General features: G+C 66.4%; 11 protein-coding genes. 8 read left to right on the top strand and 3 right to left on the bottom strand.

The features are described from left to right. Positions 1-2: 2 nt before the first annotated feature. Both K7G82_RS05285 and K7G82_RS05280 read left to right on the top strand, forming a co-directional pair. Complete coding sequence (locus tag K7G82_RS05285; RefSeq protein WP_222988789.1) at positions 3-1,169, top strand: acyl-CoA dehydrogenase family protein; 1,167 nt, start codon at positions 3-5, stop codon at positions 1,167-1,169. A gap of 4 nt (positions 1,170-1,173) precedes the next feature. Beyond that, a complete protein-coding gene (locus tag K7G82_RS05280) occupies positions 1,174-2,730 on the top strand; it encodes an AMP-binding protein (RefSeq protein ID WP_222988788.1) in 1,557 nt (518 codons plus the stop codon). Here the strand turns inward: K7G82_RS05280 and K7G82_RS05275 are convergent. Together K7G82_RS05275 and K7G82_RS05270 are read right to left on the bottom strand one after the other, a co-directional pair. Further along, positions 2,703-3,347: a TetR/AcrR family transcriptional regulator gene (locus K7G82_RS05275; RefSeq protein WP_222988787.1), complete on the bottom strand. Its 645-nt coding sequence runs from the start codon at positions 3,345-3,347 to the stop codon at positions 2,703-2,705. The genes K7G82_RS05280 and K7G82_RS05275 overlap by 28 nt on opposite strands. A gap of 102 nt (positions 3,348-3,449) precedes the next feature. Next, positions 3,450-5,786 carry a TonB-dependent receptor gene (locus K7G82_RS05270; RefSeq protein WP_222988786.1) on the bottom strand — a complete coding sequence of 779 codons (2,337 nt, stop codon included), beginning with the start codon at positions 5,784-5,786 and terminating at the stop codon, positions 3,450-3,452. 164 nt (positions 5,787-5,950) lie between these two features. Between K7G82_RS05270 and K7G82_RS05265 the strand changes: the two genes are divergently transcribed. From K7G82_RS05265 to K7G82_RS05240, 6 genes are read left to right on the top strand one after another with little or no spacing between them, the layout of a single operon-like run. Next, a complete protein-coding gene (locus tag K7G82_RS05265; protein WP_222988785.1) occupies positions 5,951-7,063 on the top strand; it encodes a CaiB/BaiF CoA transferase family protein in 1,113 nt (370 codons plus the stop codon). Further along, positions 7,060-8,607 carry a long-chain-fatty-acid--CoA ligase gene (locus K7G82_RS05260; RefSeq protein WP_222988784.1) on the top strand — a complete coding sequence of 516 codons (1,548 nt, stop codon included), beginning with the start codon at positions 7,060-7,062 and terminating at the stop codon, positions 8,605-8,607. The genes K7G82_RS05265 and K7G82_RS05260 overlap by 4 nt, the downstream gene beginning before the upstream one ends. Further along, positions 8,588-9,400, top strand: a complete 813-nt coding sequence (locus K7G82_RS05255) for an SDR family NAD(P)-dependent oxidoreductase (protein WP_222988783.1) — start codon at positions 8,588-8,590, stop codon at positions 9,398-9,400. The genes K7G82_RS05260 and K7G82_RS05255 overlap by 20 nt, the downstream gene beginning before the upstream one ends. Beyond that, entirely contained in the window at positions 9,397-10,224 is an 828-nt protein-coding gene (locus K7G82_RS05250) for a mycofactocin-coupled SDR family oxidoreductase (protein WP_222988782.1), read from the top strand. Before K7G82_RS05255 ends, K7G82_RS05250 begins: the two co-directional genes overlap by 4 nt. An 11-nt stretch (positions 10,225-10,235) precedes the next feature. Beyond that, positions 10,236-12,308, top strand: a complete 2,073-nt coding sequence (locus K7G82_RS05245; RefSeq protein WP_246623283.1) for a 3-hydroxyacyl-CoA dehydrogenase NAD-binding domain-containing protein — start codon at positions 10,236-10,238, stop codon at positions 12,306-12,308. Positions 12,309-12,341: 33 nt separating this feature from the next. After that, positions 12,342-13,538, top strand: coding sequence for an acetyl-CoA C-acyltransferase (locus tag K7G82_RS05240; protein ID WP_222988781.1), 1,197 nt, complete (start codon positions 12,342-12,344; stop codon positions 13,536-13,538). A gap of 30 nt (positions 13,539-13,568) precedes the next feature. Here K7G82_RS05240 and K7G82_RS05235 read toward each other — a convergent pair whose 3' ends face one another. After that, entirely contained in the window at positions 13,569-14,210 is a 642-nt protein-coding gene (locus K7G82_RS05235) for a helix-turn-helix domain-containing protein (protein ID WP_222988780.1), read from the bottom strand. Positions 14,211-14,621: the final 411 nt, after the last annotated feature.

Genomic DNA, 14,621 nt, shown 5'->3' with positions numbered 1-14,621 from the left:
CTATGGATTTCGAGCTCAACGCAACCCAGCGCGAGGTTCAGCGCGCCGTTCGCGCACTGGCCGGCAAGTTCGATGACGCCTATTGGCGCGAACGCGACACCAACCACGAATTTCCGTGGGATTTCTACAATGCCTTCGCCGAAGCCGGCTGGATCGGCATCGCCATTCCCGAACAATATGGCGGCAGCGGTCTGGGCATCAGCGAAGCGGCGCTGCTGCTTCAGGAGGTCGCGGCCTCCGGCGCCGCGATGAATGGCTGCAGCCCGATGCACCTGAGCATCTTCGGCGTGAACGTCGTCGCCAAACATGGCTCGGAGGAACTGCGCCAGAGCCTGCTGCCCAAGGTGGCGACGGGCGAATGCCATGTCTGTTTCGCGGTGACCGAGGCCGATGCCGGCACCGATACCACGCGGATCCGCACGTTCGCGCGGCGCACCGAAAACGGCTATGTCATCAACGGGCGCAAGATCTGGATCACCAAGGCGCTCGATTCGCAGAAGATGATCCTCGTCACGCGGACCACCCCGCGCGAGGAATGCGCGAAGCCCACCGACGGCATCACGCTGTTCCTGATCGACATCGATCGCAGCAAGATCTCGATCCGTCCGATCGACAAGCTCGGCCGCAATGCCGTGGCGTCGACAGAGGTGTTCATCGACGACCTGGAAGTGCCCGAAAGCGCGCGCATCGGCGACGAGGGCAAGGGTTTCCGCTATCTGCTCGACGGGCTCAATCCCGAACGCATCCTGCTCGCGCATGAATCGCTCGGCATCGGCCAGGCCGCGCTCCGGCGCGCGATCGCCTATGCCAATGAACGTTCGGTCTTCGATCGGCCGATCGGCGCCAACCAGGCGATCCAGCATCCGCTCGCGCAGGCGCATGCCAATCTGCAGGCGGCGGAACTGCTGGCGCGCAAGGCGGCGTGGCTCTACGATCGCGGCGAGCCTTGCGGCGCGGAAGCGAATATGGCGAAACTGCTGTGCGCCGATGCGGCGTTCTTCGCCGCCGATCGCGCGGTGCAGACGCTGGGCGGGCTCGGTTATGCCAAGGAATATGATGTCGAACGCTATTTCCGCGAGGCCCGCCTGATGCGGATCGCCCCGATCAGCCAGGAAATGGCGCTCAACTATGTCGCACAGCAGGTGATCGGCCTGCCGCGATCCTATTGAGCCCTTGTCGGACCGGCGCCTCGTCGAACCGATCGCCGGACATGCGCGCGACGATATAGCGCTGATCGTCGCGCATCCGGACGGGGACGAGACGCTCAGCTACGGCGCCCTGCTCGACGGAGCGACCGGCTGGCGCGTGCGGCTCGCCGCCGCGGGGCTGGGGCGGGGCGACAGGGTCGCGCTCTGGCTGCCCAATATCGCCGCCTGGCCGATGATCGAACTGGCGGCGGCGGGGGCCGGCCTGGTGGTGGTGCCGCTGAACACGCGCTGGCGGGCGGCGGAGGTGCGTCACGCGCTTGCGATCTCGCGCGCGCGCGTCGTCGTCCTGCCCGAGGATTTTTGCGGCATCCCGTTCGACGAGATACTCGACGAGGCGCTGGACGGTCTCGGAGACGTGGCGCGCATTCGCGTGCCGCAACGCGCCGTCGCGCATGAGGGCGGCGCAGAACCCGCTCCGATCGACGAGGATCTGCCGCTCAACCTGCTGACGACCAGCGGATCGACGGGCACCCCCAAATTCGCCATCCATCGCCGATCGGCGCTCGTCACCCGTTTTTCGGCGGCGGGCGATCGCTTCACCATCGAGCGTGGCGATCGCCTGCTGTGCATCCTGCCGATGTGCGGGGTGTGGGGGCTGGGTATCGTGCTTGCCGGATTGCTGAAGGGGGCGACCTGCGTGCTGGCGCCGGTCTTCGATCCCGATCATGCCGCTGCCCTGATGGGGCGGCTGGGCATCGCGCATCTGCATGGCGGCGACAATCTCGTGCTGTCGCTGATCGCGTCGGCCGCGCTCGACGTGGAATTGCCGCTGTGGCGGACCTGCTATTTCGGGGCGTTCACGGGACGGGCGGCGCTGGAGACGATCGCGGCGATCGAGACGAAGGGCGGCGGGGCCCTGTGCGCGGCGCAGGCCTATGGATCGTCCGAAGCGCTGGCCTTCGTGGCCGGCTGCGCCCCCGATGCACCACGCGACGATCGCGCACGGCCCGGCGGGCCGCTGGTCGACGAAGCGACCGAGGTTCGCTTGGGCGATCCGGAAACGGGCGCACCGCTCATCGGTCGGGACGCCGGCGAAATCCAGTTGCGCGGGGCAACCGTCGCGACCGGCTATTGGGGCGATGACGACGCGACCCGCGCCGCGCGCACCGCGGACGGCTGGTATCGTACCGGCGATCTCGGGCGGATCGTGCCGGGGGGCGTGGTCTTCATCTCAAGGCTTGGGGACTCGCTGCGGCTGAACGGCAACCTGGTCGCGGCGGGAGAGATCGAAAATCATCTGTGCGCGCATGACGCGGTTGCGGAGGCGCATGTCGTGGGCGTGCGCACATTGGAGCGCGGCGATGTCGCCGTCGCCTTCGTGCGGCTGGCGGAAGGCGAGGGCGTCGACGAGGCGGCGCTGCTGGCGTTCGCAAGGGGGCGAATGGCGGGTTACAAGATTCCCGCGCGGATCGTGGTCGATGTCGAGATTCCCGTCACCATCGGCGCGAACGGCACGAAGGTGAGGAAGAATGTGCTGCGCGCGCTGGCGGAAGGCTATTTGCGGACGCCGCCCACCACATAGTCGACGACGATTTCGGCGATCTCCGCGCGGGTTTCCGGGGTGGTGCCGTCGCGATCGACATACCACATCGTCGTCCAGTTGAGCGAGCCGAGCAGGGGTTTGGCGAGCAGCCGCGCGCGCGTCTCGCGGAATTCGCCCTGGCGCATGCCGCGTTCGAGCACCGTCACGAACAGATCCTCATAGGCGCGACGCACCTTGCCGATCTCGCCCACGAAATCGGACTGCTTCTCGTTCATGAACAGGTCGGTCGTGCTGAGCAGCGCGACACGCGTGAACGCCAGATTCTTCATGACGATCATGACATGGCGATACGCCATGTCGCGCAACGCGTCCGCCGCGTTCTCCGCGTCGGCCAGCGGCTCCACCTCGGCATACATCATGTCGAGAACGTGCCGATGGATATCCATCAGGATGTCGGCCTTGCTGCGATAATAATGATAGACGCGGCCCTTGGTCGCGCCCAGCCGGTCCGCGATCTCGTCGATCGACGCGCGGGCATAGCCCAGTTGCATGAACGACGTGGTCGCGGCGGTCAGGATCTCCAGCCGCCCTTCTTCGTTCCGGCCGGGCCGGACACGCGTCACCGGCTGCCTGTTGTCCTGTACTGTCTTCGTCATGATCGCCCGTCCGTTGCCCCGTGCGACATACCTAGCGGTATCGTCGCGGCGGGCAAGGCCAAGGGCGACCGGCGATGCGTATCGCCGGTCGCCCCTTCATCCTCAGAATTTGAACGAAAGTTCCGCGCCATAGGTCCGCGGCGCGCCGAAGCGCGACACCTCGTCGTTCAGCGCATAGTTGACGTTCACGCGATAGGCTTCGTTCGTCAGGTTCTTGCCCCAGAGTGCGACGGTCCAGTTGCCCTCGCCCGGCGTCAGCGCGATGCGCGCGTCGAGCAGGCCATAGGGCTTTTCGAACTGGGCGTTGGTCGGGAACCAGTAGGAACGGCCCTTGCGGGTATAGTTGACGCGGACGCTCAGCCCGTCCTGCCAGGATCCGATCGCGGTATCGTACTGGAAGCCCAGGTTGAACTGCGACTTGGGCGTGCGCTGCAGGAACTTGCCCGCATTGTTGTTGCCCAGCGAATCCCGGAAATCGAGATATTTGGTGTCGAGCAGCGTGAGGCTGCCGAACAGCTGCAGCCCGCGCACCGGCAGGAACTGCGCTTCGACCTCGACGCCCTTGATCCGCGCGTTGGCGGCATTGTCGGTCACGCTGCACAGGCAGTTGCTGTCGGTCTGCGTTACCTGGAGATCGTTGTAATCCATCTGGAAGGCGGCAAGGTTGATCCGCGCGCGCCGGTCGAGGAACTGGATCTTCGCGCCGACCTCGTAATTGGTCACCGTTTCGGGATCATAGCTGATCGCGGCGGCGATCGCGTTTGCCGGCGTATCCTCGAACCCGCCGCCCTTATAGCCGGTCGAATAGGTCGCATAGAACAGCATCGACTGGTTCGGCGTGAACTCGATCGTCGCCTGCGGCGTGAGCTCGCCCCATTTGTCGGAATAATTGGCGGTGAAGGATTGGCCGGCGGCAAGGCCGGTGCCGAGCGGTGACAGCGGAACGGTGCCGCCCGGATTGAAGCGATCTCCGGTCGCGATCGCGGTGCCTGTGACGGTGCCGCGCTTGCTGTCGTGCGAATAGCGCAGGCCCCCGACGACGCGGAACTTGTCGTTGAAGCGATAGCCGAGCTGGCCGAAGATCGCCCAGGATTCGCTCACCGCGCGGTTGTGCCAGCGCGATTCACCCGAAAGCTGGTCCAGCGCGGCGAGCGGTACCTCTCCCCAGAAATGGTCGATCTTGGTGACCTCGTCACGCTGGTGATAGGCACCGACGATCCAGTCGAAGCCGATATCGACCGGTTTCGACACCAGCCTGATTTCCTGCGAGAATTGCGACGCCTTTTCATATTCGCCGACGGGCGTGGCGAACAATGTGGGGGTGAGCACGCCATAGCCGTTGGCCGGGCCGACGCCGGTCTGGTCATAGAGATTGTCGGCGGTGCCGCTGCGATAGCCGATGACGGTTTCCAGCGTCGCCACATCACCCAGGCCCTTGCTCGCCTGGAAGTTGACGCCGACCGCCTCGCGATCGGTGCCCTGCGGCGTTTCGAGCGTGTCGCCGGCGAAGCGCGGGAATTGCGGCAGCGATTCCCGGATGGTGAGCGGCTTGCCGCGCAGCAGGCCGATCTGGGTGCGCGCGGCGCTCCACGGGCCATTGCCGGGGTTGGGGCCGTCGATCGCGATCTGGGTGACGCCGCTCGATTTGTCGCGGGTATAGTCGACGATCAGCCGCGCTTCGAAATCGGAGTCCTTCGGCGCGAACAGCAATTGAGCGCGGCCCTGGATCGATCGGATGTCGTCGAGCGGCCGATCGTGCAGGATGTCGCGGCCATAGCCGTCGTTGCGGCGGGCCTGGAACGAGAAACGGCCGGCCAGCGTATCGGTGAGCCCGCCGGTCACATGGCCGCGCGCCATGATCTCGTCGTAATTGCCGTAGGATACGGTGACGCCCGCCGATGGCGTGAAGCTGGGGCGGGCGGTCACGATATTGATCGCGCCGCCGACGACGTTGCGGCCCAGCAGCACACCCTGCGGTCCGCGCACGACCTCGACGCGCTCGACATCATACATGTCGAAATTGAACAGGCCCGGCCGGCCGGCATAGACGTCGTCGGAGAAGATGCCGATCGACTGATCGGCCGATGGCGAATCGAGCCGGGTGTTGGTGATGCCGCGAATGTTGAATTCCTGATCGAGCACGGAAATCGCGGTGAAGGAAAGCGAGGTGATGCGCTTCGCCACATCCTCGAAGCTCAGGATGCGATCCTGGGCAAGCTGTTCGCCGCCGAGCGCGCTGACGGCCACCGCCGCGCGTTGCAGGCCGACTTCGCGGCGCTGCGCGGTCACCACGATATCCTCAAGGTGATCGCCGCCACGTTCGGCCGATTCGGTCGGCGCCTGGGCAGGCGCGGCGGCGTCCTGCGCGATCGCCGGAACGGCGGCGAAACCAAGGCCGAAAACCAGCGCAACCACTGACGTACAGGTACGAAGACGCATCCAAATCCTCCCCGGGAAGAAGCCGTCCATGGCTGAAAAGCCGCCATGGGGTTGGGCATTGTTTAGACCTACTGAGTAGTATGTTTGCTCGCATCGGTCAACACGGGTTGCGCCGATGCGATCGCTCTTGACGCGGTCGGCAATGACATACTACTCAGTAGGTCATGACTTTTCATCCACTCCGCGATGTCCGCGTCATCGATATGGGGCTGCTCCTGCCGGGGCCGGTCTGCGCGCTACACCTTGCCTGGCTCGGCGCCGACGTGCTCAAGGTCGAGCCGCCGCACGGCGATGCCGGGCGGGTGCTGTATGACGGCGCATTTTTCGACACCTATAATCGCGGCAAGCGCTCGATCGCGATCGACCTCAAGACCGAACAGGGGCGGGCGGTCTTCCTCGATCTCGCCGATCAGGCGGATATCCTCATCGAGAATTTCCGCCCGGGCGTGGCAGAGCGGCTGGGTATCGGGGCGGGGGTGCTCCAGGCTCGCAATCCCCGTCTGATCTATTGCGCGATCACCGGATTCGGCAGCGGCAGCCGCGCATCCGCCCCCGCGCACGACCTTAATTTCCTCGCGCGATCGGGGGCGCTCGGCCTGCCCACCACCTGGTCGGGCCAGGGGCGGCAATCGACGCGACCGGCGATGCCCATCGCCGATTTCGGCGGAGCGGCGATGGCGGTTCAGGCGATCCTGGCGGCGTTGTTCGAACGGACGCGCACCGGCAACGGCGCCCGGATCGAGATCGCGATGCAGGAAGTGATGCTGCACTGGATCGGCTGGCGGACCTCTGCGGACGAACGCGCGGACGAGCGCGCCTGGACGCGTCATCTCGAGCCCGCCAACGATCTTTATCTCACCGCGGACGGCCGGGGCATCGCGATCGGTGCGATCGAAAGCCATCTCTGGCGCGGTCTTGTCGCCGCCCTGGAGGATGCCGGGGCGGTGCTGCCGCCCGGCGCCATGGATTGGGACTGGCAGGCGCGCCGTATCCACGCGCAAGAGCTGTCCGACGCGCTTGCCATCGTTTTCGCGGCACGCCCGCTTGCCGAGTGGCTTGAGCGGCTGGAGGCGGCCGGCGTTCCGGCCGATCCGGTCAATACGCCGCCCGAAGCGTTCGCCGATCCCTGGGCGATCGAGCGAAAGCTGGTAGGGGATGATGGCTGGATCCGTCCGCCGCTTCCCGGGGTCGGTGCGCTCTCGCCCGCCCCGGCGGTGGATGCGGACGGGCCCGCAGTCCGGCAGGGAATGGCATGGAAGGCGCCGCCGCTCGCATGAACACCATCGACGATATCCTCCGTCACTTCGCCGCCGAAACGCCCGGCGCGCCGGCATTGACCTTCAACGGCGCGACGCAGAGCTATGCGTCGCTCGACCGCCGCACCAATGCGCTGGCCGATGGTCTGGCGAAGATCGGCGTGGGGAATGGAGACCGGGTCGCCTTTGTCGGGCGAAACCGTGTCGAGCATTTCGAACTGATCTTCGCCGTCGCCAAGGTCGGCGGAATCTCGCTCGGCCTGAATTGGCGCCTCGCCGCGCGCGAACTGGAGGCGCAGTTGCGCGATTGCACCCCGGTGCTGATCTTCGCCGCTGCCGAAAACCTGCCGCTCGTCGAAGCCGCGATCGCGCCGATGGAGGAACCGCCGGCGATCCTGTCGTTCGAGGATGCCGCCGGTTATCCGGCGCTCGTCGCCAGTGGCGACCCCGCGCCGCGCGCGAAGGTCGCCGCCGCCGACGACCTGTGCATGATCTGTTATACATCAGGCACGACGGGCGAGGCGAAGGGCGTCACCTTCACCCATGGCAGCCTGTGGTCGATCTTCCCCGGAGCAGCCGCCGCCTGGGGCTTCGACCGGTCGAGCGTCAGCCTGGTATGCATGCCGACTTTCCATACCGCGGGCGCATGCTGGGGGCTGCTGGCCCTGTCGCAGGGCGGGCACGACGTCATGGTCGGCGATTTCGATCCGGACGCGATCGTCGCGTTGATGGCCGAAGCGCGCGTGACCAACAGCATGTTCGCGCCGATCATGCTGGAACAGGTGATCGCGGCGCTGGAGGCGCGGCCGGCGCTGTCGCTGCCCGATCTGCGCAAGATCCTCTATGGTGCCGCGCCGATCACCGAACCGGTGCTGGCGCGCGCGCTGGCGACGCTCTCCTGCGGGCTTGTCCAGGGCTATGGCCTGACCGAGATCAACGGAACGATCACGATCCTGGGGACGGAAGATCATGTGCTGGCCGGAAGCGGGCGCGCGCGGCTCCGCTCCGCAGGCAGGGCGGTGCCCTGGGGGCAGGTGCGTGTCGTCGATCCGGCGACGGGAGGCGATCTTCCGTCGGGAGTGGTCGGCGAAGTGTGGGGGCGGAGCCCCGGCATGATGCGGGGATATTGGCGGCGCCCCGCCGAGACTGCCGCCGCGATCACGCCGGATGGCTGGCTGCGCACCGGCGATGCCGGATATCTGGACGAGGACGGCTATCTCTTCCTGACCGATCGCATCAAGGACATGATCGTCACGGGCGGCGAGAATGTCTATCCGATCGAGGTGGAGCATGTGCTGGCCGCGCATCCCTCGGTCGATGCGGTTGCGGTGATCGGCGTGCCCGATGCGAAATGGGGGGAGACGGTGAAGGCCGTGATCCAGCCGCATGGCGAAGCGCCCGAACCGGAAACATTGATCCAGTGGGCGCGCGAACATCTGGCGCGCTACAAATGCCCGACCTCGATCGATTTCATCGCCGAAATGCCGCGCAATGCGTCGGGCAAGATCCTGAAGCGCAGCCTGCGCGAACCCTATTGGAGCGGAAATGCCCGGCGCATCGGTTGAGGGGGTGTTCCGTCCGGGGCTGCTCGCCGGCCAGGTCGCGGTCGTCACCGGCGCGGGCAGCGGCATCGGCCGGGCGATCGCGCTGACGCTCGTCGGGCTGGGCGCGGCGGTGACGGGCATCGGCCGGCGTGCCGAACCGCTCGCCGAAACCGCGGGACGGGCCGAAGGCCTTTGCGGAACCTTCGCGGCCGTGCCCTGCGACGTGCGCGACATTGCCGCCATGACGGCGGCGATCGACACGGTCGGTGCCGATCGGGGTATCGATCTGCTCGTGAACAATGCCGGCGGGCAATTCTATGCGCCGGCGACCGCGATTTCGCGGCGGGGGTGGGATTCGGTGCTGGATCTCAATCTTTCCGCGGTCTTCAGCCTGATCCTCGCGGCGCGGCCGCATCTGGCGCGGCGGCGTGGGGCGGTGGTGAACATTTCGCTGACCGGCATCGATCGCGGCATCATGGGGGCCTCGCATTCGGTTGCCGCGCGCGCCGGCGTGCTTGGTCTCACGCGCACGCTGGCGCTGGAATGGGGGCATGACGGGATCCGCCTCAATTGCATCGGGCCCGGCATCGTCTTCACCGAAAATCTCGATCCGGCTGCGCGCGCGCGGGCAGAGGCGCGTTTCGACGCGATCCCGCTCGGCCGCGCGACCGAGGCGATGGAGGTGGCCGATCTCGTCGCCTTCCTGGCAAGCAAGGGGGGAAGAATGATCACCGGTCAATTGCTGCAGATCGATGGCGGCGCGCATATCGGGCGCGGGCTGCACGGCTGGGATCCCGCCGAGGCGGCGGCATGAGCGGGCGTTTCGAAGGGCGGGTCGCGTTCGTCACCGGCGCGGCGCGCGGACAGGGGCGCGCGATCGCGGTCGGCTTCGCACGCGAAGGCGCCGATGTGATCGCGGTCGATGTCTGCGGGGCCGTCGCGGCCGACTCCCCGGCCGCGGCGCCGGCGGATTTCGACGAGACGGTTGCCGCCGTCGAAGCGCATGGCCGACGGATCGTCGCGCGCCACGCCGATATCCGCGACCTGGCGGCGCTCGAAACAGTACTGGAAGAAGGGGCCGGGCAATTCGGCCGCCTCGATTTCGTCTGCGCCAATGCCGGCATCGCGGGCATGGGGCCTGCGGATGCGCTGAGCGAAGACCAGTGGGATACGATGGTGGACGTGAACCTGTCCGGCGCGTGGCGAACCTGCCGCGCGGCCATTCCCCATCTGAAACGGCAAAAGGGCGGCGCGATCGTCTTCACCGCATCGGCGACGGGTTTGAAGGCGCTGCCCGGTGTCGCGCATTATTCGGCCGCGAAGCACGGCGTCATCGGCCTGATGCACGCGCTGGCCGTCGAATTGGGGCCCCACTGGATTCGCGTCAACGCTGTCTGTTCGACGACGGTGAAGACCCCGCTGATCGCGCATGAAGGGCATTACAAGCTTTTCCGACCCGATCTCGATCGCCCCACCGAGGCCGATGTCGTCAAGGCCGCTTCACGGATCAACGCCCTGCCGGTCCCCTGGATCGAGGCGGAAGATGTGAGCAACGCGATCCTCTGGCTGTGTTCGGACGAAGCCAGATATGTGACCGGCGCCGCACTGCCGGTGGATGCCGGCTTCTGCGTCAAATGATTGGAGTTTCAATGGATGTCGTCACCGTGACGCGGCAGGACGGCATCGCCGTCCTGTGCGTCGATTATCCGCCGGTCAACGCGCTGAGCGTCGCGGTGCGCAAGGGGCTTGCCGAAGCGATCGCGGAGGCGAACGCCGATCCGGCCATTCGCGGCATCGTCATCCGCGCCGCCGGCAAGACCTTCATCGCCGGCGCCGATATCAAGGAACTGGGCCAGGGGCTGCATCTTGTCAGCCCTACGCTCCGCGAGGTTCAGCAATTGCTGGAAAACGGCAAGCCGAGCGTCGCGGCGATCCATGGCACGGCGCTGGGCGGCGGGCTGGAGGTGGCGCTGACCTGCACCCACCGCGTCGCCTTGGCCGACGCGCGCCTGGGCCTGCCGGAGGTGAAGCTGGGTCTGCTGCCCGGTGCCGGCGGCACCCAGCGGCTGACCCGTCTCTGCGGACCGGAAGTCGCGCTCGACCTTTGCCTGAGCGGGCGCCAGGTCAAGGCGGCCGAGGCGCTGGAACTCGGCCTGATCGACGCGATCGTGCCCGACCTCGATCGGGCACCCGCCGCATTCCTGGCGACCGCCGCGCCGGCGCCGGCGATCCTGCTGCGCGGGGACAGGCTGGCCGATATCGACCAGACCCTGTTCGACGATGCACGCAGGACCTGGAGCCGCAAGGCGCGCGGGCGCGATGCGCCGGCCGAGATCATCGGTGCGATCGAGGCTGCATGTGGATTGACGGGGGAAGAGGGGTTGCGCGCGGAACGCGCCGCATTCGATCGCCTCTATGCCGGCGAGCAGCACCCCGCGCTGGTCCATGCCTTTCTTGCCGAACGTCAGGCCGCCAAGCTTCCCGGCGCGCCGGATCCCTCAATTCCGGTGATTTCTCGCGCCGGTGTGATCGGCGGCGGGCTGATGGGTGCCGGGATCGCGGCTGTGCTCGCCAATGCCGGGATCGCGGTGACCATCGTCGATATCGACGACGCGGCGCTTTCGGCGGCGCGCGAACGGATCGCCAGGCTGTATGCCGGATCGGTCTCTCGCGGAATTCTCTCGTCCGACGACGCGGGGGCCGCACGGGCGCGGATCGGGTTCGCCACCGATTATGCCGCGCTCGCCGATATCGATCTGGCGATCGAGGCAGCGCCGGAGATCATGGACCTGAAACGGCGCATCTTCGCGGCGCTCGATGCCGTCGCGCCGCCCCATGCGATTCTGGCGACCAATACGAGCTCGCTCGATATCGATGCGATCGCCGCCGCGACGTCGCGGCCCGGACAGGTGATCGGCCTGCACTTCTTCTCCCCGGCAAACATCATGAAGCTGGTCGAGGTGATCCGTGGGCGCGCGAGCGCTCCCCAAGCGCTGGCGACGGGGATGAAGCTGGTCCAGCGGCTGGGCAAGGTGGGCGTTTCGGTCGGCAATTATGACGGTTTTCTCGCCAATCGGACCTTGCAATTCTACACCGGCCAGGCCGAATTTCTGATGGAGCAGGGGGCGAGCCCGGAGCAGATCGATCGTGTCGCCGAAGCATTCGGCATGCCGATGGGGCCGGTGGCGATGCGCGATATGGCCGGGCTCGATGTCGCGGCACTCGTGCGCAAGGTGCGGGCATTGAGCCTGCCGCCCGAGGAACGCCTGTCTCCGCTGATCGAAAAGATGGTCGAGGCCGGGCGGCTTGGGCAGAAATCGGGTGCGGGCTTCTATCGTTATGACAATGGCAAGCGTTTGCCCGATCCGGAGGCGCAGGCGATCATCGATGATGCCGCGCGCGCGCTGGGCGTCGAGCGGCGAAGCTTCGACGACGACGAGATCCGCGACCGCCTGTTCCTCCCGATCGTCAACGAAGGCGCGCGCGCACTGGAAGACGGCACCGCTACGCGCGCCAGCGACATCGATGTCGCCTGGATCAACGGTTATGGATTTCCGGCGCATCGCGGGGGCCCCATGTATGGGGGTATGAAGCATGGGTTGCAGCGGGTAATCGCGCTTGCCGATCGACTGGGGGCTGAACTAGGCCCTCGCTGGAAGGCCGCCGATCTGCTCGTTCGCATGGCGCGCACGGGCGAGGATTGGCGCGCTGCAGGATATTGAGGCCACAGGCCGCCGAGAAAGGACAATCCCGAGATGCGTGAAGCTGCTATCGTCTCAACCGCCCGCACCGGTATCGGCAAGGCCTATCGCGGATATTTCAACGATACCGAGGCGCCGGTGCTTGCCGGGCACGTGATGAATGCGGTGGTCGAACGGGCAGGGATCGATCCCGCCCGGATCGACGATGTCTTCTGGGGCGTTGCGAGCCAATGGGGCATGCAGGGCGGCAATGCCGGCAGGATGGCGGTCTTCGCCGGCGGCCTGCCGCAATCGGTTCCGGCCTTCACGCTCGATCGCAAATGCGGTTCGGGCCTGACGGCGATCGCGCTCGCCGCCCGATCGATCATCGCGGGGGATATCGATGTCGGCCTCGCCGGCGGCATGGAATCGATCAGCCACAGCGTGACCAAGGATGCGCCCCGGTTCGCGAACAAATCGGTGCTGGCCGCCGAGCCCCATGCCTATATGGCGATGATCGAGACCGCGGAGATCGTTGCGGAACGCTATGGCGTCACCCGCGATGCGCAGGACGCATTCGGCGCGATCAGCCAGCAGCGCGCCGCGGCCGGCCTGGAGAACGGGGCCTTTGCCGAGGAGATCGCGCCGATCACGGTGGAAAAGGCGCTGTTCGACAAGCAGGGCAATCGCACGGGTACCGAGACGGTGACCGTGACGCAGGACGAGGGCATTCGCGCCGGTACGACGTTTGAGGCGCTGTCGTCGCTGCGAACTGTCTGGTCGGGCGGGCAGGTCGTGGCGGAGGGGCAGCATGTCACGGCCGGCAATGCGAGCCAGCTTTCCGATGGCGCCTCCGCGCAGATCCTGATGGACCGCGCGACCGCACAGGCGGAGGGCAAGGAGATCCTTGGCATCTATCGCGGCTTCCAGGCGGCGGGCTGCGCGCCGGAGGAAATGGGGATCGGACCGATCTTCGCGATCCCGAAATTGCTCGATCGCGCGGGGCTCAAGGTGGAGGATATCGGCCTTTGGGAGATCAACGAGGCCTTTGCCAGCCAGTGCCTTTATTGCCGCGACACGCTGGGGATCGATCCCGAACGGCTCAACGTCAATGGCGGCGCGATCGCGGTCGGCCATCCGTTCGGCATGACCGGATCGCGGCTCGTCGGCCATGCCCTGATCGAGGGGCGCAAGCGGAACGCGCGTTTCGTCGTGGTTTCGATGTGCACCGCTGGCGGCATGGGCGCTGCCGGGCTGTTCGAAATCCCCTGATCCGGGTGCCGGCGTCCGCCGGCTCCGTCCTCAGCGCGAAATGTCGGACTCGTCGTGCTGGCCGAGCAGCGAATCGAGCAGATCCTCGTCCGCGCTGGAACAGACGCCCAGCACGATCGCCTCGTCGCAATCCTCGGCGGCGAGATAGGCGTGGCCCATGCTCGAATCGAGATAGATGGATTCGCCTTCCTCGAGCACGACGGGATCGTAGAACTGGGTGTGGACGACCACCCGGCCCTTGAGCACATAGGTGAATTCCTCGCCGGGATGGCGAACAAGGCCGTCGAATTCGACCATCGATTTGGCGCGGACGCGGATGATGATCGGGATCATCCGCTTCTGCCGCAGCTCGGTGCAGAGATAGCGATAATCGTAATTGCTGGTGTTCACGCGGATCGCGCGATCGAGCTTGCCGACGCTGCGACGCGCGGTGAAGGCCGGTTGCGCGCCGGTTTCGACATCTCCTTCGGCGAAGAGTTCCGACATGCGGATCTTCAGGCGCCGGCTCAACTGTTGCAGCTTGTCATAGCTCAGCGTCAGCCGTCCGTTCTCGACCTTCGACAGCGTCGAGAGCGGAATGCCGCTCTTGTCGCTCATTTCCTTCACCGTCCATCCGTTGCGCTTGCGCAGTCCGCGCAGAAGGTCGCCGAGCGTGGGTTCTTCCGATTTCATCTGTGTCGCCTCTTTACCCCGCCCAATCTCTATCAGGCGCGTTCGGTTTCGCAATTGGGTCTGGACTCGATCCGTTTCGGATTGAACCGGACCGACTCCCGATACTCCTTTGCTTGCCGTGATTTTCGAGCCGGCAGGTGGAGCCACCTGCCTCGAAATCACTCCAGGGTCCGGCGCCATGACTGCTGAGGTCGTGATGGTATCAGATCGGGATGAGCCGCCAGGAGGAAGGTGCGGCGCGTGGCATCGCCACGTGCAAGCGTTCCGACGCCGCGGATCGCCCGATATGATGCCACCCTTCGGGCGAGGAGGAATTGGGTCCCTGGCGTCGTTGCTCGATTGCCGGATAGCGCTGCTATCCGGCGCACTCGCGCCTGGCCATGAACCCAATTCGTCCTCGTCACGGCCTCA

It is taken from the genome of Sphingomonas colocasiae (assembly GCF_019880585.1).
Classification (GTDB): Bacteria; Pseudomonadota; Alphaproteobacteria; order Sphingomonadales; family Sphingomonadaceae; genus Sphingobium_A; species Sphingobium_A colocasiae.
The sequence above is the reverse complement of the archived record's forward strand: the minus strand, read 5'-3'. Positions and strand labels throughout refer to the sequence as shown.